This window comes from Nocardioidaceae bacterium SCSIO 66511, assembly GCA_023100825.1.
Classification (GTDB): Bacteria; Actinomycetota; Actinomycetes; order Propionibacteriales; family Nocardioidaceae; genus Solicola.
This window is the reverse complement of record CP095846.1, coordinates 234,295-260,093: the sequence shown is the minus strand read 5'-3', so window position 1 is coordinate 260,093 and position 25,799 is coordinate 234,295. Positions and strand designations below refer to the sequence as shown.

Genomic DNA, 25,799 nt, shown 5'->3' with positions numbered 1-25,799 from the left:
CAAGATGGGCGAGTGACCCCCTATGACGCCGTCATCCTCGCCGGCGGCCGCTCGTCACGCCTCGGCACCGACAAGACGCGGGTGACGGTCGGGGGCCGTTCCGTGCTCGACCGGGTGCTCGCGGCCGTCGACGACGCGGACACGCGGTTCGTGGTCGGCCCGGCGCGACCCGTCAAAGACGACGCGCGCATTCGCTGGGTCCGCGAAGAGCCGCCCGGCACGGGTCCGGCGAACGGTGTGGCCTGTACGGTGCCGTACCTCGACTCGGGCCTTGTCGCCGTTCTCGCCGGCGACCTTCCCTACGTCGAGCGGTCGACCGTCGCCAGGCTGGTCGACGGCGTGGCAGGAGACGGCGCGGTGCTGCAGGACTCCGCCGCACGACCGCAGTGGCTGTGCGCGGTCGTACGTACGTCCTCGCTCCAGCGACGGGTCAGTACGCGGGACACCTGGGCCGGCGCCGCGATGCGAGACCTGCTCGGAGCCCTCGAACTAACGCGCGTTTCAGCGGTCGGCGACGAGTCGCACGACATCGATACACCGGACGACATACCGTCTGAGCCATGAACCTGCAGCAGTGGACCGACGAGGCACGCCAGGCACTCGACATCGACGTCGAGCCCGACCTTCGCACGATCCTGGACACCGCCCGCGACGTTGCTCACGCCGTCGAGCGGCCGGCGGCACCCGTCACGGCGTTCTTGATCGGCTACGCAGCCGCGGCGCGAGGCGGATCCCTCGCTGACATCGCCGACGTCGATGCCGTCATCCGCTCACTCGTCCCGCCCACCTCCGACGACGAGTGATCGACGCGACGAGCTGGGCGCTCGGGCCGGTCCTCGCCGGTCTGACGCTGCTCGCCGTGGTCATCGGCGCGGTCAGCCGACTCGAGGTCTCGCGGCGGCTCGCGTACTCCGTTGTGCGCGCGGTCGTCCAACTCGCCGCGGTTTCGCTGGTTCTCGTCTGGGTGCTTCGCTCGGGTTACTGGACCGCCGCGTTCATCGCGCTGATGCTGATCGTCGGGGCGTGGACGTCGTGGGGGCGAATCGGCCGTGCAAGCGGGCCACCGCTGTGGCCGATCGTTCCCATCGCCGTCGGGGTGGCGCCGGTCCTCACGGTCGTGCTCGCGAGCGGCGTCGTACCGTGGCAGACCGAAGCGGTACTCCCGATCTCGGGCATCATCATCGGCAACGCGATGGTCGGTACGTCTGTCGCCGGGCGGCTCTCGCTGCAGGCGCTGTCGGAACGCTTCGGTGAGTACGAGGCGGCTCTCGCCCTCGGACTGTCGGATCGCGAGTCCGCGCTGATGCTGATGCGCCCGTCCGCGACCACGGCCCTCATCCCGACGATGGACCAGACCCGCACGGTCGGGCTGGTGACCTTGCCCGGTGCATTCATCGGTGTGCTCCTCGGCGGCGGCTCTCCGACCGAGGCGGGAGCGGCACAGATCCTCGTACTGGTGGGAATTCTCGCGGCCCAGGTCATCGCGGTGGTCATCGCGATCGAGTGGCTGGCGCACACGCAACCGACGGGGAGCTGGGTCCCGGCGAGGTCGTGACGAACCGCACCGTGCTCGGGTCTCAGCCGACCGGTACGCGGCGCTCCAGGAAGGCCAGTTGATCGGCGATCGCGGACTCGTACGCGTCACCGTGGTAGATGTCGAAATGACCGATCGGGTAGCGCCGCACCTCGCGAGTACGCGCCTTCCGTGCGTACCAGCGCGTGATTCGCGCGGGCGCGACGGAATCGTTGTCGCATACGCAGAACAGCACCGGACATTCGATGCTCCGCACCGCTCTGCCCGGCGCGTACATCGGGATCGTCAGCCCGGCCCGCGCGGAGACTCGATCGGGCACGCTGCCGCCGACGGGCACGAGCGACGCATAGCCGTCGGCCGCATCGCTCGTCACCATCAGCGCCGCATCACCGCGCTGACCGGTGATGCGCACCGTCGCCGGCTTGCGATGACGCAGATGCGCTCCGAGGTCTCGCAGGCCGGCAAGGAGGACCTTCGTACTGCTGGTCGGGCCGAGTTTGACGGCCGACGCGATCCCGTGGGTGAACGGACACTGTGCGATCACCGCGGCAATGCGGTGGTCACGAGCGGCGACGGACAGTACGAGACCACCTCCCAGGCTCGTACCCCAGAGCACGACCCGCTCCGGGTCTGCGCCGGGCAGCGTACGTGCGTAGTGAACGGCCGCCGTCCAGTCGTCGAGCTGGCGCCGTAGGTCGAGAAGTTGTCGCGGCTCGCCCTCGCTGTCGCCGAAGTGGCGGTAGTCGAATGCGAGCGCTCGGTAGCCCGCCTCGCAGAAGCGTTCGGCGTACGCAGCGAGGCCCATCTCCCGAGTCGCGCCGAGACCGTGGCCGAGAACCACGACAGGGGTACGCGGAGGGGCGCTGTCGGGCTCGTAAAGCCAACCTGCACAGGCATCTGGGCCTGAGGCGAACTTCACGTCGAACCGCTTCATGCCTGCACCGTAGACCACTCCCTCAAGCGGTGGCGCGCGGCCGGTTACGGTTGCGGCATGCGTGCAGTGATTGTGCCCGAGCCGGGCGGTGTCGACGCCCTCGAGCTCGTCGACCGCGACTCCCCAGAACCTGCCGCGGGCGAGGTCGTGGTCGATGTCGAGGCCGCCGGAGTCAACCGTGCAGACCTCTTGCAGCGGATGGGCAACTACTCACCCCCGCCCGGCGCGACCGACGTACTCGGCCTCGAGTGCGCCGGCAAGGTCAGCGCGGTCGGTGCGGGAGTCGACGGGTGGACCATCGGTGACCCGGTGTGCGCTCTCCTTTCGGGAGGCGGGTACGCGGAGCAGGTGGCCGTGCCCGCCGGACAACTCCTCCCCGTGCCCGACGGCATCACGACCACCGAGGCCGCCTCCCTTGTCGAAGTTGCCTCCACGGTGTGGTCCAACGTGTTCATGCTCGCCGGCCTACAGCCGAGCGAGGTGCTCCTCGTACACGGTGGCAGCAGCGGCATCGGCACGATGGCGATCCAGCTCGCAAAGGCCCTCGGGGCAAGGGTCGCCGTTACTGCGGGCACCGAGGCGAAACTCGACGCATGCCGTGAGCTCGGCGCAGACATCGCCGTCAACTACCGCGACCAGGATTTCGTCGAGGTTGTACGAGAGGCGACCGACGGGCACGGCGCCGACGTCATCCTGGACAACATGGGTGCCAAGTACCTGCCCCGCAACGTCGATCTGCTCGCAACGTCCGGACGTCTCGTCATCATCGGCATGCAGGGCGGGGTCAAGGGCGAGTTGAACATCGCCACCTTGCTACGCAAGCGGGGCGCGGTCCTGGCGACCTCGCTGCGTGGGCGCCCAGCCGACGAGAAGGCCGCGATCGTCGCGAGCGTACGCGAGAACGTGTGGCCGCTGGTCGCCGAAGGCGCGATTCGACCGATCGTGCACACTACCTTCCCGCTCGAGCAGGTACGCGATGCGCACCAAACGCTCGAGGACAGCACGCACATCGGCAAGGTACTCCTCACCACGTGATCGAGCTCGCCGCCGGCGCGTACGCCGCGCAGGTCAACCGACACGGCGGAGGCCTCGCGACGCTCACCCATGACGGCACCGACCTGGTGACTCCGCAGGCGGGCGAGTCCGGGCCGCCGCACTTTCGGGGCGCCGTCCTGGCGCCATGGTCGAACCGTATCGCCGACGGGCGATACAGCTTCGACGGAAACGAACACGTGTTGCCGGTCACCGAGCCGGAGCGCCGAAACGCGCTGCACGGGCTCGTACTCGACCGGGACTGGCAGTGTTCGGAGCGCGCCGACGACACGGTGACGCTGCGCCTGGAGCTCGCGCAGCCGGCCGGTTATCCCTTCGAGCTGGTCCTGACGCTCACGTACGCACTCACCGATTCGGGGCTGACCGTGCGCCTCGATGCCAGCAACACCGGGGCGACCCGCGCACCGTTCGGCTGCGGCTTCCATCCGTACATCCGCCCGGGCGTCACGCCGATCGACGCCGCGCCGCTGCGACTCGAGGCCACCGAACGCCTGCTCACCGATGACGTGCGCCTCCTGCCGATCGGCCAAGAGTCCGCCGTCGACACCCCGTACGACTTCACCTCGGCTCATCCGATCGGGCCGCTTCACCTCGACGATGCGTTCAGCGGAATCGCGGCATCAGACGACGGGCGTCATCGCCTCCGCATCGGCGGAGTAGAGGTGTGGTGGTCACCGGCCATGCCGTGGGTGCAGCTCTTCACGCCACCCGACCGCGACGCAATCGCGGTCGAGCCCTGCACCAGCCCGCCCGACGCCTTCCGAAGTGGCAACGACCTCGTCGTGATCGCGCCGGGTGCGACGTACCGCGTCGATTGGGGCGTACGCGCAGTCGCCTGATTTCGGCCAGCTGGACTCAGTAGAGTGGCCGTATGTCCGAGACGCCATCCGAACACACCGTGATAGGACCCGACGGCCAACCGGTCCCGTTGTCCGACGACGGCGAGCACACGCCTCCGTCGGTCACCGACCTCGTCGAGCAGCCGGCGAAGGTGATGCGGATCGGCGGGATGATCCGGCAGCTTCTCGAAGAAGTGAAGGCCGCGCCGCTCGACGACGCCAGCAGGGCGAGGCTCCGTGAGATCCATACGACCTCGATCAAGGAGCTCGAGGACGGGCTCGCGCCCGAGCTGATCGAGGAGCTGGAGCGGCTCAGCCTGCCGTTCGGGTCCGAAACACCGTCCGAATCCGAGTTGCGCATCGCGCAAGCCCAGCTCGTCGGCTGGCTCGAGGGCCTGTTCCACGGCATCCAGACCGCGATCTACGCCCAGCAGATGGCTGCGCAGTCCCAGTTGCAGCAGATCCGCCGCGCGTTGCCCGGAGGGTTGGAAGCCGGCGCGCAAGGGCAAGGTGTCGGCGAGGGAGAGTCGCCCGGCGGACGCGGGATGTATCTCTGACTCGGATGCGCTTTGGGTGAACCCTGTGCGGGCATAGTGCGTCTCAACCGGACGGCGGGGTGTCCGGAACACCCCGTGGCCGAGTATCTTGCGCATCGAGCATGCGTACGCTGAGCCGCACGAGCCGTAGTTCTGCCTAGAGACGACGGGACACAAATGCAGGTCACTCCATCCACGCCGGGTGCACCCGGCGATGATGAGGTGCCGCCCTGCGCCGCGCAACCGCAGCTGTATCTCGATGAGATGCTCGACAACCCGCCGGTCCAGTCCAAGGTGGCGAAGGCGGTCTGGGCTGAGTATCGCGAGCGGCTGGAGACCGTCCGCAACGCGTGCGCCGGATGCCCGCTGTTCATCGATTGTCTGTACCGCGCGGTCGTACACGTCGATGTCTCCGGGTACGTCGGCTGCACGACGGCCCGCGAACGCCGTCGCATCCGTCGAATGCTCGGTGTCTCGGTGCAGACCGAAGATTTCGACGCCATCGCCGGCGTACGCGCCGAGGGCAAGCCGATCGACCATCAGACCGTGCTCTCCACCCGGGCGGCGTTCCCCGCCGACTCGCTGGAGTCGATCGCCGAGCGCCTCGGCTGCTCGCTGTCGACGGTGAAGCGGCATCTGCGCAGGGCACGCGAGGCAGAGGCCGCGCCCGCGCGCCCCGAGCCCAAGCGCAAGAACGTACCCACCGTCGACGATGTGCTCGACTGCTTCGACTCTGTCGTCGAAGCAGATCGCTGATCACGGCACTACCACCGTCGGCCTCGGCCCGCAGCCCGTGCTGCGCCCGCTGACGTACGCGCGATGCCGTCTCCCATGGGACGCGGTGCCCGGCCAGTCGACGCGATAGTCGACATCACACCGAGCCACCCGGCTCTGCCAGAACCTGGAGATCGTGATGTCCACCGCTACGGCCCACAAGGTACGACCGACGCTGACGGTCAGTCGACGACTGCGTAAGACCATGCTCGTGACACATATCGCGTCGGCAGCCGCGTGGATCGGCATCGACGTGGTCATCGCACTGCTGACGGTCGTCAGCCTCGTCACCGACGACGTCCAGACACAGGCAGTCGCGTACCGCGCGCTCGGCATGATCGCGGTATGGCCGATGTTCACTGCGGGGTTGGTCTGCCTCACCACCGGCGTACTGCTCGGGCTCGGCACGAAGTACGGCCTGCTCCGCTACTGGTGGGTGACGATCAAACTGTGTCTGAACATCATCCTCACCACTCTGGTGCTGGTTGCGCTGCGACCCGGCGTCAACGACCTGGATGCGTACGGTCGCGCCGTGCTCGCCGGTGAGACCCCGAGCCCGGTCGATACGGGGCAGATGGGGTTTCCGCCGACCGTTTCGCTCACTGCGCTGACGATCGCGGTCACCCTCTCGGTGTTCAAGCCGTGGGGGCGGATCCGCAAACAGGCGTCACGCTGATCGCGTCACCACAGACATCACGGCGTGACGAGTCCGGTCTGGTACGCGATCACCACCAACTGCGCACGGTCGCGGGCGCCCAGCTTGCCCATCGCACGGCTCACGTGCGTACGCGCGGTTGCCGGGCTGAGGAACAGCCGTGCGCCTATTTCGTCGTTGCTCAGGCCCTGGCCGAGCAAGGCGAGGACCTCGCGCTCGCGCTCGGTCAACAAGCCAAGCGTCGCCTCACCCTCCGCCTCGGCGGTACGTCGGGCCGCGAACTGTCCGATCAGACGCCGCGTGATCCGTGGCGCGAGGAGGGCGTCGCCGGCAGCCACAACCCTGATGGCGTGGAGCAGCTCCGCCGGACCGGCATCCTTCAGCAGGAAACCGCTGGCTCCGGTCTGCAGCGCTTCGTACACATAGGCATCGGTGTCGTACGTCGTCAAGATCAACACCCGCACCTGCTCGAGCCCCGGCGTCGCGGCGATCGCTCGCGTCGCCTGGATCCCGTCCAGTTTCGGCATCCGGATGTCCATCAACACGACGTCGGGTCGGGTTGCCCTGGCCTGCTCGACCGCGTCGAGTCCGTTGGTGGCATCGCCGACCACAGTGATGTCGTCCTCGGTATCGAGTAAGACCCGGAATCCGGAGCGTACGAGGCCTTCGTCGTCGGCGAGCAGGACCTTGATGGGCTCGTCCGGTCGGGCTGGAGTCGAAGCACTCATGCGGGAACCGCCCCTACGGGCGCGAGAGGTAGCCGCGCCCTGACCTCGAATCCGCCGTCGCGAGTCGGGCCCGCGTCGAGTTCACCGCCCAGCAGCTCGCAGCGTTCACGCATACCGGCGATCCCGTGACCGAGTCCGCCCTCCGTATCTTCGCCGACCCGTTCGTGCGCGGTTCTTGCCCGGCCGCGATCGTGCCGGGGAGGTTCGTTGGTCACGCTCACGTCGAGATGATCTGGCGTGCGTTCGACGACGACAACGACCCGGGTGGGTCCGACATGACGGATCACGTTCGTGAACGACTCTTGCACAATGCGATACGCGGCGCTGCCGACCGCGGTGGGCAGCTCGGTCCCTGCCGGATCGCCGCCGCATTCGACGTCGAGGTCAGCTGCCCGCGCCTTCGCAATCAGCTCGTCGATCTGTCCGAGGCCAGGATGAGGCGCCCGCCCGTCGTTCGCATCCCTCAGCACACCGAGAATCGCGCGCATCTCGTGGAGGGCTGCGGAGCTCGTGTGTTCGATGGCGACCAGCGTCTCCCGCGCACGTTCCGGGCGCTTGTCGAGGACATGCGCGGTGACACCTGCCTGGACGTTGATGATCGCAATCGAGTGGGCGACCGTGTCGTGTACCTCACGTGCGATCCGGAGTCGCTCGGCATCGACTCGCGCCCGCGCCTCCTCTTCCCGGGTGCGTTCGGCGCGCTCCGCACGCTCCTGAGCCTCGGCGGCGATGACCCGCCGCGACCGCGCCGACTCGCCCAGCGCAGCGCTCATGATCGACGCACCAATCCGGAAGAACACCCAGCCGATGGCCGCCCGTGGCTCGATGTCAGCATCGGCGATCAGCCAGCTCGCAGCGAGCGTCGCGATGCCCACTCCGGCGATCACCAATGACCGTCGCCCGTCTCCATGAGCGGTCAGGGTGTAGGTCGCCACGAACAGTGCGATCCAGCCCGGGCCGTCCGGGAAGTCGAGCGAGAAGTACAGCATGCTGATCAGTGCGGTGACGACGAAAACCGTAGTGGGGAACAGTCGTCGGGCGACGAGCACGAGGCCGCTCAGCGCGAGGAGCACGTACCCGAGATCACCGAACGCGCCGAGAGATCGCGCCGCCACCTCCGACCCTTCGGCGGCCTGTCGGACGCCTTGCACCTGCATGGCGGTGATGAAGACGGCAAGGAGCGCGTCTTGGATCAGGGTGGACCGGCCGAGCCGGGCCGCAAACTCTCGCATGGCCTTGATTCCAGGTTTCGGTGACCCCGGACGAGTCCACCAAATGAGGTGGCGGCGTACGTCGATCGGCGTGGTCGCCTCGCCAGACGTACGTAGAACTGCGTACACGGATTCAGCAGCGGGCCGACGCGACCAACCCGATGTCGACGCGACGATCGCTGATATGAACTCACCACCACAGGCAGCCACCGCGGCCGACGGCAGCCCGCGCCAAAGGGTCAACCACGAGCCCGGCCCGTTGGGCAGAATCGCACGGCTCTGCTTCCGCAGACGAGGAACAGTCCTGCTCGCCTGGTTGTTCAGCCTTGGCCTTGCCATCGGGCTTTCGCAGACCCTCGGCGATGAGCCGACCAACGCGATGACGCTCTCGGGATCGGATTCGGCGAAGGCACAGACACTGCTCAGCGAGCGATTCCCGGACCAGGCCGGCGACCGGATCGATGTTGTAGTCCAGGCCGACGACGTGACCGTCGATGGTGTGCAGAGCCGAGTTGAATCCCTCCTGGACGAGATGGAGGCCGTGCCCAACGTCGTGGCCGTTGACGATCCGTACGCCGCCAATGCCGCCGTCTCGCCCGACGGTCGCACTCTGGTGGCCAGAGTGCACCTCGGCGTAACGAACCCCAACGACATGCCCGTCGAGAACACCGACGAGCTGCTGTCACTCGCCGACGAAGCGGAGGGAGCCGGTGTAGACATCGCCCTCGGCGGGCAAGCGGTCCAGATTGCCGAGCAGCCGGAGAACCACACCGAGCTGATCGGTCTGGCCGCGGCCGCGATCATCCTGCTCTTCACCTTCGGGTCCGTTGTGGCCGCCGGCCTGCCGCTCGGCGTTGCGATCGGCGGACTGGCCGTGAGCATGAGCCTGGTCGGGCTCGTCGCAGCGGCGTTCGACGTACCGGACTACGCATCGCTGATCATGGCGATGCTCGGTATTGCCGTCGGGATCGACTACGCCCTGCTGATGGTGACCCGGTTCCGAGAATGGCGCGCGGCGGGGCTCGACACCGAGTCCGCGACGGCTGCGACACTCGACACCGCGGGCCGGGCGGTCCTCGTGGCCGGCGCAACGGTGATGGTCAGCATGGCCGGACTGTTCGCGATGGGCATGTCGATCATGGACGGGACAGCCGTCGTGACGATGATGGGTGTACTCGTCGTACTGATCGCTGCCCTGACCCTGTTTCCGGCAATGCTCGGCTACCTGGGTACGCGCATCGACCGGCTTCGGCTCCCGATCCGCCGCCGACCGACTGCTCACGTCGATGCCGATGGTCACCTGGTCGCCGCGCCGGGATGGGTGCGATGGAGCCGGTTCGTGCAACGGCGCAGCAGTCTCGCCGCCACGGGCGCGTTCGCAGTACTGATCCTGCTGGCGCTGCCGTTCTTCGGTGCTAGGTTCGCGATTCCCGATGCGGGCAACGACCCTGCCGGCACGTCCAATCGGGAGGCGTACGAAATGGTCGCCGACGCATTCGGCGCGGGTACGAGCGGCCCGCTGCTCGTCGTCGCCGACACGACGAACGCCGACGGCGCTGTCATCGAACGGCTTCGCGCTCACCTCCAGGACACGGCCGGCGTTGCCGCCGTCTCCCAGCCGCAGTTCGATGCGGGCGGGGACACAGCGATGCTCAGTGTCGTGCCGTCAACCGGGCCACAGGATGGCGCAACTGAGGACTTGGTGCACGCGGTCAGGGACGAGGCAATACCGGCTGCGGTCGCGGACAGTGACACGAAGGTCCATGTCGGTGGGCGTACCGCAACGACCATCGATATGAACTCAGAGATCGTCGACCGACTCCCCTATCTCATCGGCGGTGTCGTGATCGTGTCGATGCTGCTCCTTCTGGTGGCGTTCCGCAGTGTCCTCATCGCACTCACCGCCGCCCTGATGAACCTCCTGTAGGTCGGTGCTGCCCTCGGCGTCCTGGCGTTCTTCCTGGACGGCGGCTGGGCTGGCGAGCTCGTCGGCATCGACGATCCGGCCCCGATTGCCGGGTACGTCCCGGTGATCATGTTCGCGCTGCTGTTCGGGCTCTCCATGGACTACGAGGTGTTCCTGATCAGCCGGATGAGCGAAACATGGTCCCGGACTCGCGACAACGGCCGGGCCGTGCTCCAGGGACTCGCCGGAACCGGCAGCGTGATCACCGCCGCGGCGACGATCATGATCGTGGTCTTCGCCGCGATGATCGCGATCGACAACGTGATAATGAAGTCGTTCGGCATCGGCATGGTGGCGGCGATCCTCGTCGACGCGACTATCGTCCGAATGCTCCTCGTCCCTGCCGTCATGCAATTGTTCGGGCGCTGGAACTGGTGGCTGCCGCGCGTATTGGATCGCTGGGTTCCCCGCTTACACGTCGAGGGCCGAGCGAACACGTACCTGCCCGAGAGTCGCGACCGAGCCGGGCACGCGAGTGTTCACTCCTGAGTCGCCCGATCGACACACACGGCGTACGTCATGGAGCGGAGTACTCCCTCTGACGTACGCGAAGAGTCGCTCCTCGGCCGACGCGCTGACGCACCAAACAGCGGCAGAGTCGGGCTGCAAGATCGGCTAAGGGGGCGGACATGGCACGGCTGACGACCCACGACGGCGACGAGCTGCTGGCACACGTAGCGCGGCACTGCGACGGCGTGATCGCCGTTGAGGTGGACCGCCTCCGCCGGCGGCGTCCCGGACTCTCGGCCGCGGATCTCGCCGCACTCCACGCGGCGCTCACCGATCTCGCCGACCGGCTGCTACTCGACTCGATCCGCCGGCAACCCGCGTTGCACGACGCTGTCGCGCCGGTCTTCTCGCCGCTCGAAACCCAAAGAAGGGGCATCTCATGACCGACACCTCGACTCATCCCACACCGACCTCATCCGGACCCGGCGGGTTCAGACGGGGTTCGCTCACCGTGTTCCGCGCGCTCGGTGCGCTCACGCTGCTGGCGTGCGTCGTGCAGATCGTCTTCGCCGGGCTCGGGGCGTACGGAGCGAGCTTCGACGCGCACCGAGCCCTGGGCGGAATCATCATGCTGCTCACCATCGTGATGCTGATCGTCGTCCTGATGGCCCGCCCGAGTTGGTTGACGGTCGGGTTGACCGTGCTCGTCGTATTGCTCGCCACCGTCGGCCAGACCGTACTCGCACAGCTCGGCGACGACACCGACGCGTGGTTCGGCGGCATCCACGCCCTCAACGGCCTGGTCATCATGGGTCTGCTCTCCCGGCTTGCGTTCGGCGAGAAGGGCTTCGCCTCGACCCGTACGGAGGCGGGCTCGTGACTCTGAGCCGGCGCACGCTGCTGCGAGCATCGGGGGGACTGGCGATCGCGTTACCGCTCGTCAGTACCGGCTGTTCGCTGTCGGACAGGTCAACCACCACGGGAAAGTCGCTCGAGAGCGCGATCAACCTACCCGCCAAGTACGAACGCGCGCTGCCGATCCCGAAGAAGCTGCGGCCTGTCCGATCGGACGACACGACGGACTACTTCGAGATCGTGCAGCGTGCGGAGCAGCAGGAGATCGTGCCCGGTACGACGACATCCGTGTGGGGATACGACGGCACCTTCCCCGGTCCGACGATCGAGTCGCGCAGCGGCCGGCGTACCGTCGTGCGCCACCGCAACGAGCTACCGGTACCGACGGTCGTACACCTGCACGGAGCTCGTACGTCGCCTGAGCACGACGGCTACCCGATCGACCTGGTGCTGCCGGCAGGCGGTGGCGGGCACGGCGGCCACTCGCACATGGCAGGCGGCGACATCTCCGAAGGTCAACGTACGTACGTCTATCCCATGCGACAGCGGGCATCGACGCTTTGGTACCACGACCACCGGATGGATTTCACCGGTCCGGCTGTCTGGCGCGGATTGGCCGGTTTCCACATCGTGCGCGACGACGAGGAGGAAGCGTTGGGGCTGCCGTCCGGCGACCGCGAGGTGCCGCTGATGATCTGCGACCGCGCCTTCGAGTCCGACGGGTCGTTCAAGTACCCCGCACGCGACGACTCTCTGATGGGTGACCCCGGCGTCGAGGAAGAGTACCTGGACGGCGTGCTCGGCGACGTGATGCTCGTCAACGGCGCTCCGTGGCCGGTCTTTGAGGTCGCGGCAACCACGTACCGCTTCCGCATCCTGAATGCCAGCAACGCAAGGCGTCTCGAGCTCGGCCTCGATCCGGCACCGGACGACGGATTCATCCAGATCGGTAGCGACGGCGGCCTACTCGGATCGCCGGTGACCCACGACAGTATCCCGATCGCACAGGCCGAACGCTTCGATGTCGTGATCGACTTCAGCGGCTACGACCTGGGCGATGAGATAACGATGACGAACGACGCAGGCGACGACGACATGGCGGAGGTCATGCGCTTCCGCGTCGTACGAAAGGCGCCGAAGCCCGAGCCGATCCCCGACACCCTCGCAGACCTGCGCGCGTACGAAGAGCTGAAGGAGGCCGATGCCGAGGTGACCCGCAAGTTCGATTTCGATCAGGACGGCGAACGCGACGGGATGGACATGTGGACCATCAACGGAAAGCTGTTCGATGTCGACCGCATCGACGCAAAGCCCGCACGCGACTCGGTCGAGATCTGGGAGCTGTCGAGCGATCCGGCGCATCCGATTCACCTGCACCAGGTGCCGTTCAAGGTGTTGTCACGCAACAAGAACGACGACGAGCCGTTGGCGACCGACGCCGGCTGGAAGGACACAATCGACCTCAAGGAGGGCGAGACGGCGCGCATCCTCGTCAAGTTCGACAGCTATCCGGGCAAGTACGTCCTCCACTGCCATAACCTCGAGCACGAGGACATGGCCATGATGGCCAACTTCGAGATCGTCTGATCTCGCGTCTGCCCAGCAACGCCTACGGCTGCCGCTATGTCACGGACCCGGGTGCCGTTTCGTCATGCAGGTATGACCACCAAGCATGCGCCCTCACGGGCGAACGGGACACGGCTCGCGGAACGCATCGCACGCGACTGCGATCACATCATCGCGACGGAGCTACAGCGGCTACGTCGGCGAGCGAACCTCACGGACGCGGACCTCGTACAGGTCGACGAGGCACTCGCTCGACTCTCGCAACGGCTTCTTCTCGACGCGGTGCGTCGGCGACCTGGCCTGCACCCCGTTGTCGAGCCGATCTTCGCATCGCCAGAGTCACCGGGCAGTGTCACGCCATGACGGAGACCGCCAACCGGTCCGTCGGGCAGCCGGCAACCAGCAGCATCCGGCGCGGAGCCTTCGCCGCATTCCGCGCGCTCGGCGTGCTGACCCTGGTCGCGTGCGTCCTCCAGATCGTCCTCGCCGGGCACGGTGCGTTCGGCGCAGGTTACGACGACCACCGCTTCCTCGGGATGATCATCGAGGCGCTGACGGTCGTGATCTTGGTCCTCGGGTTGATCGCGCGCCCGAGCAAGTCTGCGGTGGGAGTCACCGTGCTGCTCGTCGTCCTGGCAACGTTCGGTCAGTACGGGCTGGCGTCGCTCGGCAGCGACCAGGACGCTTGGTTCGGAGGGCTCCACGCACTCAACGGACTCCTCATCATGGGCATCCTGTCGAGACTCGCGTTCACGACTCGGTTGGGCGGTCTCGAGCAGAGCCGCGCATCGTACGGATCTGCGGGCCCGAAGATCACGCCAACCGTCATCGAAGGTGACGAGCGATCTCCAGAGCCGCACCGTCGTTCTCGACCGTCTCGGTGACGTCGTCGGCGGCATCCTGAACCTGCACAGGAGCCTGGCCCATGGCGACACCTCGCCCGGCCCATTCGAGCATCTCGATATCGTTGTGCCCGTCGCCGATGGCGAGTACGTCGGCCGCGGTCAGGCCGAGGCGTTCGGTGACGACCTCGAGCCCGGATGCCTTCGAGATGCCTTCGGGTGCGAGGTCGAGCCATGCCGTGTAGCCCACGAAGTAGTTCGTACCGACCAGGCCGAGCGAATGCGCCATCTCGGCGAACTCCTCAGCCGACTTCTCCGGGCTGCGGATGATCACACGAGTGACGGGTTCGGCGACGAGCTCCTCGATCGACTGCACGGTCATCCGGCCGTTGATCTCGCCGTCGGGAAACGGCTTGTTGATGCGGTAGCCGACGCCGATCTCCTCGACGGCCACGGCGGCGTCGGGAACGTGCTCGAGGAGCAGCTTGACCGCTTCGCGCGCATCGAACGTCACCGTGTGGATCACATCGATCGGGTCGTACTCGAACACCACCGCGCCGTTCGATGCGACGGCGAACTCGTCACCGAGCTCGAGCTTGCGCGCGGCGTCCATCACTCCCGGCAGAGATCGCCCGGTCGAGATCACCACCTGGATGCCGGCGTCGACCGCGGCGCGGACGGTGGAGTACACCTCGGACGAAAGCTCGTTCGCATCGTTGACGAGAGTGCCGTCGACGTCGAGCGCCAACAGTTTCGGACGAAATGTCATGTTGCCTTCCCGAGAGGTTCGAGCACGTCACGGCCTCCGATGAACGGCCGCAGAGTTGCCGGTACGACGACCGACCCGTCGCGCTGCTGATGGTTCTCCAGGATCGCGATGATCGTACGAGTGCTGGCCATCAGTGTGCCGTTGAGAGTCGCAGCCGTCACCGTTCCTTCGGGCGTGCGTACGCGGGTGTTGAGTCGACGCGCCTGGTAGTCGGTGCAGTTGGAGGTCGATGAAACCTCGCGGTAGCGCTGCTGCGTCGGCAGCCACGCCTCACAGTCGAACTTGCGGATCGCCGACAGCCCGAGGTCGCCCGCAGCCGTGTCGATCACGCGGTACGGGAGCTCCAGGTCGTCGAGCCACTGCTTCTCCCAGCCGAGCAGGCGCTCGTGATGGGCGTACGACTCCTCGACCGTCGTGTAGACGAACATCTCCACCTTGTCGAACCAGTGCACCCGGAAGATGCCGCGGGTGTCCTTGCCGTACGAGCCTGCCTCGCGTCGGAAGCAGGGGCTGAACGCCGCGTAACGGCGGGGCAGCGTTTCGGCGTCGAGAATCTCCCCGCCGTGGTAGGCGGCGAGCGGCACCTCGGACGTACCGACCAAGTACAGGTCGTCCTTCGGCAGGTAGTAGACGTCGTCGGCCGCTTGGCCGAGGAAGCCGGTGCCTTCCATCGCCTGGGGTCCGACCAGCGACGGCGGGATCATCGGGGTGAAGCCCCACTCGGCCGCGCGCTGCATGGCGAGCTGGACGAGGGCGAGCTCCAACTGCGCACCGACACCGGTCAGGTAGTAGAAGCGTGCCCCGCTGACCTTCGCTCCACGCTCGACGTCGAAAGCACCGAGCAGCTCGCCGAGCTCGAGGTGGTCACGCGGCTCGAACCCCTCCGCCTCGAAGTCGCGTACGACGCCATGGGTCTCGATCGTGGTGAAGTTCTCTTCGCCACCGACGGGCGCTTCCGGCGCGGCGATGTTCGGGACAGCCTTGAGCAACTCCTCGAAGGCCTCCGCCGCGGCGTTCTGCTGCGCCTCGGCCTCCTTCACCTTTGCCGAGAGCTCCTTGGTCTGAGCGAGCAGCGCCTGCTTCTCGTCACCCTGTGCCTTCGGGATCAGCTTGCCGAGCCGCTTCTGCTCGGCTCGCAGCTCTTCGAACGCCGCGATGCTCGACCGGCGCCGCTCGTCTGCTGCCAGCAGATCGTCGACGATGGCGGGAGACTCTCCGCGCCGCTCCTGAGCAGCCCTGATCGCCTGTGGGTCATCACGGAGTACGCGTACGTCAATCACGACGTAAGCCTATCGGCGCACGTCAACGCGATTGTTCCGGTACGCAGCGCGTCTGCCCCATTCGTCTCGATTAGGCTGGTCGGGCCCGTCTCCGACCATCTGGACGTCCTCCGTGCCCATCGACCTTCGCCGAGCCCATCCTGCCCGGCCGCGCATCTGGTGGGTCGTCATCGGCGCGATGGTCGCCGTATTGGCCCTGTTGACGCTCGCCGTCCACTTCGAGTGGGCGCCGTTGATCGACCTCGACGATGCCGTCGCCGAATGGGCGTACGACCTGGGTGCGGGCCGACAGACGTGGATCGACTTCTGGACCGTGGTTCAGAACGTCAGCCGCGGCGGCTACGTCACCGTGCTGATCATCGCGATCGCGATCGCGCTTCTCGCCCGCCGGCACTACCGCACGGTGCTCTGGTTGCTCGTGACCGGGCTCCTCGCGACGCTCGCCGCGCTGTTCGCCAAGAGCCTGCTCGATCGACCACGCCCGGGCCTGGACCTCCGTCTTGTCGAGATCGGCGGCACTTCGTACCCGAGCGGGCATTCGCTCAGCGCGGGCGTCCTGGTCACGTCGATGATTCTGCTCACGATCGTGATCACGGCTCGCGGCCCAATTCGCTACGCCCTGATCGCTATGTGGGGTGCCGTCGGCGCGTTGATCGCCGTCGACCGCATCTTCCTCGGAGTGCACTTCCTCAGCGACGTGGTCGCCGGGCTGCTGCTCGGATCTCTCCTCGTGCTCATTCCCTGGGTCATCGTCATGCGCGCCGCAGTCGACGGCATCGTCCCGCGCATCACCACGACCGGCACGGGGTCGAAGCGCGTCGCCGTGGTGTTCAATCCGATAAAGGTCGGCGACAACGCTGTCTTCCGCCAACAGGTACGAGACGCCGCCACGGCCGCAGGCTGGCGTACGCCGACCTTCTACGAGACCCGAATCGAGGACCCCGGCACGTCAATGGCGCACCAAGCTCTCGAAGCGGGCGTCGATCTGGTCCTCGTCGCCGGTGGCGATGGCACGGTGCGCGTCGTGTGTGCTGAGCTCGCGCGTACGGGCGTGGCGGTCGGAGTCATCCCCCTGGGTACGGGCAACCTACTCGCGCGCAATCTGGGTATCCCCTTGCACAAGGGCGATGCGATCGACGTTGCGTTCAACGGCCAGGACCGCGCAATCGACCTCGCGTCGTTCCGCAGCCCCGACACCCCGGAGGACGAGGGTGCCGCCGAGACGATCACCAACACCAGCTTCCTGGTGATGGCCGGGCTAGGCCTCGACGCCGCCATCATGACCGGTGTCGGCGACGAGATGAAGGCCAAGGTCGGCTGGCTCGCGTACGTCGTGTCGGCCTTTCAGCAGCTGCGATACCCCGCGGTGCGGGTGGAGATCGCCGTGGACGACGGTGAGTTCGAGAAGTACCGCGCACGCACTGTCGTAGTCGGCAACGTCGGCCAACTGCAAGGCGGCATCCCGCTGCTGCCGGACGCCACCATCGACGACGGCAAGATCGACGTCGTGGTCATCGCACCGCCCCGCGCTTGGAGCTGGGTACGCCTCGTGGCGCGCGTACTCACCCGCCGTCGGCGCACCGACGAGAAGCTCGACCGTCTCACCGGCCGCAAGGTCGTCGTACGCGCCGAGCGTCCGACGCCCCGTCAGCTCGACGGCGATCCGATCGGTGAGGGCACCGAGTTCACCGCCGAGGTACAGCCGGGCGTACTACTCATTCGCGTCCCTAGCTGAGCACGCGTGCCGATTGGCCCGCTGGTGACGGGCTTCGGCGGTTCGGTGCGTCGGGTACGGTCGTCGATGATCGCGCCGGTCGAGCTGTGGAACGTGAAGCCGCCGTGTCCGTGTTCAGCGAACCCGCTCCTACTCCTCGAACGTGCCGTATCTGCACTCCTGAACGGCGCCGTTGTCCCAGCCGCAGGCCTTCCAGCTCACGGTCTCTCCGTTGGGAACGTTTCCCACGTCCAGGCACTCGACATCGCCGCTGTACACGTGCTTGTACGCAGTCGCACCCGTGTGGTTGTTCTTCACCAGGACAGAAGCAGACTGGGCGTCGAGCATCTTGTCGTGGATGACAACGTTGTCCTGGTCGTATCCGCCCTGATTGTAGTCAACCCAGCCGATCCAGCCTGCATTGGAGCCCTCGCCGTCAGGGATGTACCGCTTCGCGTGTACCCAGGTGCACGAAGTCCCGGTGGTGTCAACCGACTGCGCTGCGGTGGACATTGTGGTCTGAGCGGATGATGCGTTCGTGGTGCTGCTGGTCAACTCAGCAGCAGATGCGCTGCTAGCGGTGGTGGCTCCGAGTGCCGCGCCACTGGCCAGCAGAGTGACCGCGAGTGTCGTGAACTTGTTCATGTTGTTTCCTTCTCCTCCCAAGGAAGCCGGTCGGGCATGGCCAAACCAAGATCCCGCTGTGCTGATGGACCCCACGATGGAACGGTGGCCTTACATCTCGGTGTCAGTGCGCTGACGGTGCACTGACCGTCTGCCTCGGTGACGGATGAGAGATCGAGTCGAAGCAGCCCGTTCCGTGTCGCCCGCGAATGGTCATGTCGGGCAGTCTCGCGGCGTTCCTATGCGCGCCTTCTAGACGAAGGTGGACTATGGCGACGGATGTTTGTAGGAGGGTAGGCATGCGTCGCATCATCGTGTCCCTCGTGGGTGACTGGGTTCCTCGCAAGCAGCACCTGACTCGTAGGTTTCGGTTCAGAGGACGCAAGAACTGACAACAGCTGTGAGTACCGACCCACCTTGTTTTGTAGGGATAACAGGATCGGAAGCGACCAACTTGTGAAGGTGCCAACCGGTGAAGCGGGAAGATTGCGGAAGGGGCGGCCACCGGCGCGTACCCGCGTCGTCGCCGCCAAAGAAGGGAACCGCAGCGCACTGAAGCGATGAGGGGGCTCACCCCAAAAGGTGTCCCTCCTCACCAATTCTTGAGCTGAGCTGGACTTGAGGTTCTAGGTTCGATCTCGAGACGACCGAGAGGACTTCAGAGATGACCATCTACACCCTGCCCGACCTGCCGTACGACTACGCAGCTCTCGAGCCACACATCAGTGGCAAGATCATGGAGCTACATCACGACAAGCACCACGCCGCGTACGTCGCTGGTGCGAACACCGCGCTGGACAAGCTCGCCGAGGCCCGCGACTCGGGTGACTTTGCCGCGGTGAACCTGCACGAGAAGAATCTCGCGTTCCATCTCGGCGGGCATACGAACCACACGGTGTTCTGGCACAACCTGTCACCGAACGGTGGTGGGGAGCCGGAGGGCGAACTCGCCGCGGCGATCGCCGAACAGTTCGGGTCCTTCGCGGCTTTCCAAGCGCACTTCGCCGCTACGGCGACGGGAATCCAGGGTTCAGGCTGGTCGGTTCTCGGCTGGGACTCCATCGGCCAGCGCTTGTTGATCTTCCAGCTCTTCGATCAGCAGGCGAACGTGCCGGTTGGTGTCGTCCCACTGCTGATGCTCGACATGTGGGAGCACGCGTTCTACCTGGACTACCTGAACGTCAAGGCCGACTACGTGAAGGCGTTCTGGCATCTCGCGAACTGGGCCGAAGTCGCCGAGCGGTTCGAGCGTGCCCGTACGAATTCCGGGCAACTGGTGATCGCAGGTCAGTAGGGGGCCGATGCGAGGTGCGCAGCCATCGCCTCGGCGGCTCGCTCTCCGTCGCCGGTGGCGAGCGCCTCGATGATCGCGTCGTGCTCGTCGGCGATCGTACGAAGTGCATCGCTGTCGGTGACCGCCTCGCGTACGGCAAGCCGGGTGAGGCCACGGAACCTCTGCACGGCGTCGGCGGCTAGGCCCAACCCGACCGACCTTGGCACGTGTAGATGGAAGTCGTCGTCGCAATCCATTGCTGCGTTGACATCTCCGGCATCGATCGCGCGCCGCGCCCTGATCATCACGAGGCGCAACTGGTCGACGTCCGAGACATCCATCCGCTGTGCGGCTTCTCGGGCGATCACCGGCTCCAACGCATCGCGCATCAGCACGATCTCGGCGATCAACTCAGGCGACGGATCGGCGACGACCACCTGCCGTCGCGCGCCCTCGACCAGGAGGCCTTGGTTCAGGAGCTCGGCGAAGGCCTCGCGTACGGGCGTACGTGAGACACCGATCCGTTCGCCGATCTGAGCCTCGCCGAGGCTCGTGCCGGCGGCGAGCTCGCCGTGCAGGATCGCATTGCGGAGCGTGTCGTAGACACGTCCGCGCGTAGGAACCTTGACCGACGTGGGCTTGGCGGTCTGGTGCGGGTGAAAGCCCTTCATCAGTCGTCTCCCCTAGCTGGTATGGCGAAGCACTGCAGTCGCGCGCCGCGCTCGCCGCCGATGACCACCCGATGATGGGTCGCCAGAAACTCCGTCGCCGTCCACGAATCATCACCCGTGCCGGTGTCAGGCAGGTAGCGCGGAAACTCCGACGCAGACACCTGCAGCCGTAGCCTGTGTCCTGCCCGAACCCGGTAGCCGGTGTCGCCGAGACGTACGGTCAGCGGGGCGCGCGACTCGACCGCGGCGACTCCGTCGACGATACGCAGCGCAGAACCGTCCGGCGTGAGGTCGCACAAGCTCACCATGATCCGCGCGTCCGGCGATGACGAGTCGCACGAAGCGGTCAGGCTGACGGGCCCGGCCAGGTCAAGCGAGTACGGCAGCGGATCACTGTGAAAGATCAGTACATCTCCGCGATCGTCGAGCGCCCTGTCGTCTGCGGGCTCGACGAGCGGGTGGTACGCGTGTGCCAGGCTCGGCACCAGATCGTCGGGCTCCTGAATCCACTCGACAACCTGCTCGCGCTCTTCGGGTGTCGGCGATAGCAACCCGCGGCGATCTCCGGTGAGGTGCCAGTCGATCGGCACGCTGCGCTCTGGAGGCCACTCGGCATCGGCCTGCCAGCCGGCGTGGGTGAGCATCCAGCGAACCGGCGGCGCGTCATACGCGCCGCTACCCGCGAGGTAGTGATCGAAGAACGGCACCAGCGGGCCGAGATAGTCCTCGAGAAACGCAGACATCGCGGACGGGTCTGCGGACGGGTCGACGTACGGCTCACCGGGCGTACGGAGGCGGGTCCAGCCGTGGTCGACGGCATCCATGACCAAGAACTGTGGCGCCTTGCCGGCAGCGGCCGCCCGTCGCCAGGTGTCGAGCTGTCCGTCGCGCACGATGTCCCACCAACCACCGAGATGCAGCGCCGGCACGTCACCGCGTACAGACAATTGCCCCGACTCCGGAACCCCCTCCTGAGCAAGACGATCCAGGAACTCCGACCGGCGTCCCGAGAGTGCTTGCGGGACGACCTCACTCAGTGGTCGAGCGCTCCAGTCGACGGTGTCCTCGTAGCCGTAGAGGTACTCGTCGACCCACGTCTCGAGCGCCCACAGGCCCATCATCTCGAGTCTGAACTGGCCTCCTCGGGTCACGACGTCGCCGATGTCCGCCGAGATCACCCGCGGCGCGATCGCCCGCAGCGCTTGGTGCTGAGAGGACGCTGCCGCCCATTGGGTCCACCCGAAGTACGAGTCGCCGAACATCCCGACGGCGCCGGTAGACCAATCTTGCTCGGTGATCCAGTCGATCGTGTCGTAGCCGTCAGTGAGCTCGAAACGAAACGGCTCCAGCTCGCCACCTGAGCGGATCTTTCCTCGTACGTCTTGTACGACGACGGCGTAGCCCCGCTCGTTGAACCAGTGCGCGATCGCCGGCATGAAGCACTCATCGCCGGCCTTGTCGTACGGCAGGCGCGACAGGAGCACCGGCCAAGGGGCTCGGCCGGTCGGCAGGTACACGTCGGTGGCGAGCCGTACGCCGTCGCGCATCCGTACCGCGTAAGGGCGCGCATCGCTCGGGACGTCGGCAAACGGCCGCCGCACCGCACCCTCACGATGCGGCCTCGGCGCGAGCGCATCCAGGCTGGAGTCCACCTGAGAAGAATACCAACACTATGGATGTATACCGATGGGCTGATAGTGTACGGGCGACGTTGCGACTGGGATCGAGAGGAGATCAATGGAAGTCCAGCTCCCTGCGCTGCTGTTCTCCCACCACGACCGCCCCGAGCGGCCGGTCTGGCTGACGAATGCGCGACTGTTCGACGGCACCTCTACGCCGGTGCGGGACCGAGCTGGCATCCTCATCGAAGACGGTCGGATCACCCGCGTCGGCGCAAGCGGTGACGGCGCCCCCGAAGGTGTCACCACCATCGATCTCGGCGGCCGAACCCTCATGCCGGGCCTGATCAACGGCCACTTGCACGCGATCGGAGCCGTGCCCGACCTCGGCTTCGGCGTCCAGCCCGTGCTCCCCGGCACGCTCGGCCATGCACTCGGCGCGAAACTTCGCGAGTTCTTGACGTACGGCGTCACGACCGTGCGCGACATGGGTACGTACGGCGATCAGGTCATGGAGAACCGGCAGGCGATGCGCTACGGGGCGTACCGCGGCTCCCGCATCCTCACCTGCGGCCTGATCATCTCGAGCACCGCACCCGGTGACGTCATCTTCGACGGAATGTATCGCGCAACCGACGGCAACGACGAGGTACGCAAGGGTGTGCGTGAGCAGATCCGGCGCGGGGCCGACTTCATCAAGGTGATGGCGACCGGCGCACGCTCGGTCGAGCTCGAGGCGGGGGTCAACCGCGATAAGCACGATTCCGCACACGGCATGGCCGAGCAGCTCACCCGAGGCGAGCTCGAAACCGCTGTCGAGGAAGCGAACCGGATGGGCTACGCGGTCGTCGCGCACGCCGAAGGGCTAGCAGGCTGCGAGATCGCGATCGACCTGCGTATGCGCACGATCGAACACGGCTTCTACCTCTACCAACGCCCCGATCTGTTGGAGCGAATGGCAGAGCTCGACATCGCGCTCGTACCCACGTTCTCCAGTCAGTACGTGTTCGCCGGCCGCGACCTACAGGTCGGTACCGACGGCCCGACCGAGCAGTTCTCGACACGTGAGCTCGACCGGGTCGCCGAGGTCAACATCGCCTCCGCAGAGAAGACTCTGCAGGCAGCGTACGCAGCCGGTGTTCCGATCATTCTCGGCGGCGACGACCTCGAGCTGCGCCGCGGAGGAGCCTGGATCGAGATCCAGCGGATGATCCATCACGGGCTGCCGGCTCACGACACGTTGGTCGCGTCGACATCCGCAGCCGCGCACGCATTGGGGCTATCCGACCTCGGCAGCATCAAACCCGGCAAGATCGCCGATATCGCAGTCGTTGACGGTGATCCGCTGCAGGAGCCGGAGCTTCTCGGCGACCGTGACCGCTTCTGGCTCGTACTCCAAGAGGGCAGGCCGGTCGCCGGCACGGCGACGGAGGTCTCGCTCGAAGATCTCGGGCGTACGTCGTGACGCTCCAGGAGTATCTCGACTACCGCTGGGCCGACATCGTCCTCTACACGCTCCAGCACATCCAGGTCGTGCTCATCTCCGTCGGCATCGCGGCACTGATCTCGATCGTTCTCGGGCTGCTGGTGCAGGGCCGACCCATCCCGCGGCAGATAGTGCTCACCGTGACGGCCACGATGCTGACCATTCCGTCATTCGCACTGCTCGGCCTGTTCATCAAACCGTTCGGGTTGGGCGCGCTTCCGTCGATCGTCGCGCTCACGCTCTACGCGATCTACCCCATCCTCCGTAATGTCGTGACGGGTCTCGAGGCGGTGCCGGCCGAGGTAGAGGAGGCCGCCAAAGGCATGGGCCTTTCGACCGGGCGACGCATGTTGGTCGTACGCGTGCCGATGGCGTGGCCGGTGCTACTGAACGGCATCCGGGTCGCAACGATCCTGTGCGTGGCCATCGCCGCGATCGCCGCCGCCGTCAACGGGCCCGGCCTGGGCAACCTGATCTTCGAGGGTCTGGCACGTATCGGCGGCGCGAACTCGCTGAACGCCGCACTGACCGGCGTCGTCGGCGTCATGGTCGTCGCGCTCGTACTCGACCTGCTGTTCATCCTGATTGCTCGATTCACCACTCCGCGAGGCATCCGATGACCGACACCATGATCCAACTCGACCGGGTGACGAAGACCTACCCCGGGGTCGGCAAACCCGCCGTTGACGAGCTTTCGCTCGACATCCGCACCGGCGAGATCGTCGTACTCGTGGGGCCCTCCGGCTGTGGCAAGACGACCACGATGCGCATGATCAACCGGATGATCGAGCCCACCAGCGGCGAGATCTACCTCGACGGCGAGAACGTCACCCACGTGAATGCCGACGAGCTGCGTCGGCGTATCGGCTACGTCATCCAGCAGGTCGGCCTGCTGCCGCATCTGAGCGTTGCGTCGAACGTCGGCCTGGTCCCTCGTACCTTGGGCTGGGACAAACCGCGCACCCGGGAGCGGGTCGACGAGCTACTCGACCTCGTCGGGCTCGACCCCTCCCAGTACCGCAACCGCTATCCGAAGCAGCTGTCTGGCGGGCAGCAGCAACGCGTCGGCGTCGCTCGGGCGCTTGCCGCCGACCCGCCGGTGATGCTGATGGACGAGCCGTTCGGTGCGATCGACCCGATCGTTCGAGATCGCCTACAGGACGAGTTCATCGCCTTGCAGCAGCAGATCCAGAAGACCGTCGTGTTCGTCACCCACGACATTCAGGAGGCGGTCAAGCTCGGCGACCGCATCGCGATCCTCGCCGAGGGCGGGCGCATCGCTCAGTACGACACTCCCGCGAACATCCTCGCGAACCCCGCCGACGACTTCGTCGCCTCCTTCATCGGAGCCGGGGCGGCCGTACGCCTGCTGCGGTTGGAAACCGCCGGCTCGATGCCGCTGCGCGAGGTGAGTGCGGAACTGACAGCACGGCATCAACAGGGCAAAGCAGCCGTTGTGCGACGCGACCAGAGTCTGCACGCGGCACTTGATGCAATGCTGCAGGCGCACGACGATGTCGCTGTCGTTGTGGATGACAACGGCGTCGTCGGCGAGCTGGCTTGGCGCACGGTGCTCGACCGTACGGGTGCCGGCGGTGGTTCGACATGAGTGAGTTGACGCGCACTCTCGATTCCAACACGGACATCGAGACCGCAGAGAGCCAGCCACGCAAGGGATTTGCGTTCTACTTCGATATCGGGTTCATCCCGGTCGTGTTGATCGTGGCCCTGATCGCGTTGTACGTGTACATCCAGGGCCTCACGCTCGATGACATCGAGGCACGCGAGCTGACTCGAGAGAAGATCGTCACGTTGGTCGGCGAACACCTCGAGCTGGTCGCGGTCTCGAGCGCCATCGTGGTCGTGCTCGCAATCCCGATCGGCGTACTCCTCACCCGGCCCGGCATCCGTCGTGCGTCGGCCGTCGTGCTCCCGATCGCCAACTTCGGTCAGGCCATTCCGTCGATCGGCGTGCTCACGCTGTTTGCGATCTGGTTCTCGGTCGGCTTCAAGTACGCCGTCATCGCCCTTGTCCTGGTCTCGTTCCTCGCGGTGCTGCGCAACACGATCGTCGGTATCGACCGGGTCGATCCGTCGTACGTCGATGCTGCCCGCGGGATGGGCCTGTCCAAGACGGCCGTACTGTTCCAGGTGGAGCTTCCGCTCGCCGTACCAGTGATCCTTGCCGGCATTCGCGTAGCGCTGATCCTCAATGTCGGCAGCGCGGCGCTTGCCACGTACACCAACGCCGGCGGGCTCGGCGATCTGATCGACAAGGGCATCACCTTGCAGCGCGATCCGATCCTGATCACCGGCGGCGTACTCACCGCCTGCCTCGCACTCGCTATCGACTGGCTTGCCGGCATCGCCGAACGCGTACTGCGGCCACACGGCCTCTGAATGAAGATCCGAAAGGAAAT

Annotated in this window: 27 protein-coding genes and 1 pseudogene; 20 read left to right on the top strand and 8 right to left on the bottom strand. The window is 66.4% G+C overall.

Translation table 11 applies throughout. The annotated features are described in order from the left end of the window. Positions 1–12: 12 nt before the first annotated feature. From MU582_01190 to MU582_01180, 3 genes are read left to right on the top strand one after another with little or no spacing between them, the layout of a single operon-like run. Positions 13–564 carry a molybdenum cofactor guanylyltransferase gene (locus tag MU582_01190; protein UPK75284.1) on the top strand — a complete coding sequence of 184 codons (552 nt, stop codon included), beginning with the start codon at positions 13–15 and terminating at the stop codon, positions 562–564. Continuing rightward, entirely contained in the window at positions 561–803 is a 243-nt protein-coding gene (locus MU582_01185) for a DUF6457 domain-containing protein (protein ID UPK75283.1), read from the top strand. The genes MU582_01190 and MU582_01185 overlap by 4 nt, the downstream gene beginning before the upstream one ends. Next, positions 800–1,555, top strand: coding sequence for an ABC transporter permease (locus MU582_01180; protein UPK75282.1), 756 nt, complete (start codon positions 800–802; stop codon positions 1,553–1,555). The genes MU582_01185 and MU582_01180 overlap by 4 nt, the downstream gene beginning before the upstream one ends. Before the next feature lie 22 nt (positions 1,556–1,577). Here MU582_01180 and MU582_01175 read toward each other — a convergent pair whose 3' ends face one another. After that, the gene (locus MU582_01175; GenBank protein UPK75281.1) at positions 1,578–2,468 is read right to left on the bottom strand and encodes an alpha/beta fold hydrolase; all 891 of its coding nucleotides are present in this window, start codon (positions 2,466–2,468) and stop codon (positions 1,578–1,580) included. Between the two features lie 57 nt (positions 2,469–2,525). On the opposite strand from MU582_01175, the gene MU582_01170 reads away from it, so the two are divergent. The 5 genes from MU582_01170 to MU582_01150 all read left to right on the top strand — a co-directional run bounded on the left by MU582_01170 (position 2,526) and on the right by MU582_01150 (position 6,346). Next, positions 2,526–3,503, top strand: coding sequence for an NAD(P)H-quinone oxidoreductase (locus tag MU582_01170; GenBank protein ID UPK75280.1), 978 nt, complete (start codon positions 2,526–2,528; stop codon positions 3,501–3,503). Further along, the gene (locus MU582_01165; protein ID UPK75279.1) at positions 3,500–4,360 is read left to right on the top strand and encodes an aldose 1-epimerase family protein; all 861 of its coding nucleotides are present in this window, start codon (positions 3,500–3,502) and stop codon (positions 4,358–4,360) included. The genes MU582_01170 and MU582_01165 overlap by 4 nt, the downstream gene beginning before the upstream one ends. A 32-nt stretch (positions 4,361–4,392) precedes the next feature. Beyond that, on the top strand, positions 4,393–4,917 hold the full coding sequence (locus tag MU582_01160; protein UPK75278.1) for a bacterial proteasome activator family protein: 525 nt from the start codon (positions 4,393–4,395) through the stop codon (positions 4,915–4,917). Positions 4,918–5,073: 156 nt separating this feature from the next. Then, positions 5,074–5,652: a WhiB family transcriptional regulator gene (locus MU582_01155; GenBank protein UPK75277.1), complete on the top strand. Its 579-nt coding sequence runs from the start codon at positions 5,074–5,076 to the stop codon at positions 5,650–5,652. 157 nt (positions 5,653–5,809) lie between these two features. Then, on the top strand, positions 5,810–6,346 hold the full coding sequence (locus MU582_01150) for a hypothetical protein (protein ID UPK75276.1): 537 nt from the start codon (positions 5,810–5,812) through the stop codon (positions 6,344–6,346). 17 nt (positions 6,347–6,363) lie between these two features. Here the strand turns inward: MU582_01150 and MU582_01145 are convergent, their stop codons facing one another. Together MU582_01145 and MU582_01140 are read right to left on the bottom strand one after the other, a co-directional pair. Further along, positions 6,364–7,053 (bottom strand): response regulator transcription factor, encoded by a 690-nt coding sequence (locus MU582_01145; protein ID UPK75275.1) that lies wholly within the window; start codon positions 7,051–7,053, stop codon positions 6,364–6,366. After that, a complete protein-coding gene (locus MU582_01140) occupies positions 7,050–8,285 on the bottom strand; it encodes a histidine kinase (GenBank protein UPK75274.1) in 1,236 nt (411 codons plus the stop codon). The genes MU582_01145 and MU582_01140 overlap by 4 nt, the downstream gene beginning before the upstream one ends. 358 nt (positions 8,286–8,643) lie before the next feature. Between MU582_01140 and MU582_01135 the strand changes: the two are divergent. From MU582_01135 to MU582_01110, 6 genes and pseudogenes are all read left to right on the top strand, one after another. After that, positions 8,644–10,719 (top strand): annotated as a pseudogene (locus MU582_01135) (MMPL family transporter). Between the two features lie 140 nt (positions 10,720–10,859). Beyond that, a complete protein-coding gene (locus MU582_01130; GenBank protein ID UPK75273.1) occupies positions 10,860–11,123 on the top strand; it encodes a hypothetical protein in 264 nt (87 codons plus the stop codon). After that, the gene (locus tag MU582_01125; protein UPK75272.1) at positions 11,120–11,560 is read left to right on the top strand and encodes a DUF6220 domain-containing protein; all 441 of its coding nucleotides are present in this window, start codon (positions 11,120–11,122) and stop codon (positions 11,558–11,560) included. Before MU582_01130 ends, MU582_01125 begins: the two co-directional genes overlap by 4 nt. Then, positions 11,557–13,122, top strand: a complete 1,566-nt coding sequence (locus MU582_01120) for a multicopper oxidase family protein (GenBank protein UPK75271.1) — start codon at positions 11,557–11,559, stop codon at positions 13,120–13,122. The genes MU582_01125 and MU582_01120 overlap by 4 nt, the downstream gene beginning before the upstream one ends. Positions 13,123–13,194: 72 nt before the next feature. Beyond that, a complete protein-coding gene (locus tag MU582_01115; GenBank protein ID UPK75270.1) occupies positions 13,195–13,464 on the top strand; it encodes a hypothetical protein in 270 nt (89 codons plus the stop codon). Further along, entirely contained in the window at positions 13,461–13,985 is a 525-nt protein-coding gene (locus MU582_01110; protein ID UPK75269.1) for a DUF6220 domain-containing protein, read from the top strand. Before MU582_01115 ends, MU582_01110 begins: the two co-directional genes overlap by 4 nt. Here MU582_01110 and MU582_01105 read toward each other — a convergent pair. Both MU582_01105 and serS read right to left on the bottom strand, forming a co-directional pair. Next, positions 13,927–14,712: a Cof-type HAD-IIB family hydrolase gene (locus MU582_01105; GenBank protein UPK75268.1), complete on the bottom strand. Its 786-nt coding sequence runs from the start codon at positions 14,710–14,712 to the stop codon at positions 13,927–13,929. The genes MU582_01110 and MU582_01105 overlap by 59 nt on opposite strands. After that, positions 14,709–15,992 (bottom strand): serine--tRNA ligase, encoded by a 1,284-nt coding sequence (gene serS / locus MU582_01100; GenBank protein UPK75267.1) that lies wholly within the window; start codon positions 15,990–15,992, stop codon positions 14,709–14,711. Before serS ends, MU582_01105 begins: the two co-directional genes overlap by 4 nt. A 112-nt stretch (positions 15,993–16,104) precedes the next feature. On the opposite strand from serS, the gene MU582_01095 reads away from it, so the two are divergent. Beyond that, the gene (locus MU582_01095; GenBank protein ID UPK75266.1) at positions 16,105–17,727 is read left to right on the top strand and encodes a phosphatase PAP2 family protein; all 1,623 of its coding nucleotides are present in this window, start codon (positions 16,105–16,107) and stop codon (positions 17,725–17,727) included. Between the two features lie 129 nt (positions 17,728–17,856). On the opposite strand, the gene MU582_01090 is transcribed toward MU582_01095, so the two are convergent. Then, complete coding sequence (locus MU582_01090; GenBank protein UPK75265.1) at positions 17,857–18,351, bottom strand: hypothetical protein; 495 nt, start codon at positions 18,349–18,351, stop codon at positions 17,857–17,859. Between the two features lie 643 nt (positions 18,352–18,994). On the opposite strand from MU582_01090, the gene MU582_01085 reads away from it, so the two are divergent. After that, on the top strand, positions 18,995–19,624 hold the full coding sequence (locus MU582_01085; protein UPK75264.1) for a superoxide dismutase: 630 nt from the start codon (positions 18,995–18,997) through the stop codon (positions 19,622–19,624). On the opposite strand, the gene MU582_01080 is transcribed toward MU582_01085, so the two are convergent. Next, the gene (locus MU582_01080; protein ID UPK75263.1) at positions 19,618–20,274 is read right to left on the bottom strand and encodes a GntR family transcriptional regulator; all 657 of its coding nucleotides are present in this window, start codon (positions 20,272–20,274) and stop codon (positions 19,618–19,620) included. The two genes, MU582_01085 and MU582_01080, sit on opposite strands and share 7 nt — an antisense overlap. After that, positions 20,274–21,926, bottom strand: coding sequence for a CocE/NonD family hydrolase (locus tag MU582_01075; GenBank protein ID UPK75262.1), 1,653 nt, complete (start codon positions 21,924–21,926; stop codon positions 20,274–20,276). The genes MU582_01080 and MU582_01075 overlap by 1 nt, the downstream gene beginning before the upstream one ends. Positions 21,927–22,011: 85 nt before the next feature. Between MU582_01075 and MU582_01070 the strand changes: the two genes are divergently transcribed. The 4 genes from MU582_01070 to MU582_01055 are packed head-to-tail and all read left to right on the top strand — an operon-like array spanning position 22,012 to position 25,779. Further along, on the top strand, positions 22,012–23,358 hold the full coding sequence (locus MU582_01070) for an amidohydrolase family protein (protein UPK75261.1): 1,347 nt from the start codon (positions 22,012–22,014) through the stop codon (positions 23,356–23,358). Continuing rightward, positions 23,355–23,999, top strand: a complete 645-nt coding sequence (locus tag MU582_01065; protein ID UPK75260.1) for an ABC transporter permease — start codon at positions 23,355–23,357, stop codon at positions 23,997–23,999. The genes MU582_01070 and MU582_01065 overlap by 4 nt, the downstream gene beginning before the upstream one ends. Then, entirely contained in the window at positions 23,996–24,988 is a 993-nt protein-coding gene (locus MU582_01060; protein UPK75259.1) for a betaine/proline/choline family ABC transporter ATP-binding protein, read from the top strand. Before MU582_01065 ends, MU582_01060 begins: the two co-directional genes overlap by 4 nt. Further along, the gene (locus MU582_01055) at positions 24,985–25,779 is read left to right on the top strand and encodes an ABC transporter permease (protein UPK75258.1); all 795 of its coding nucleotides are present in this window, start codon (positions 24,985–24,987) and stop codon (positions 25,777–25,779) included. Before MU582_01060 ends, MU582_01055 begins: the two co-directional genes overlap by 4 nt. The last annotated feature ends 20 nt before the right edge of the window (positions 25,780–25,799 follow it).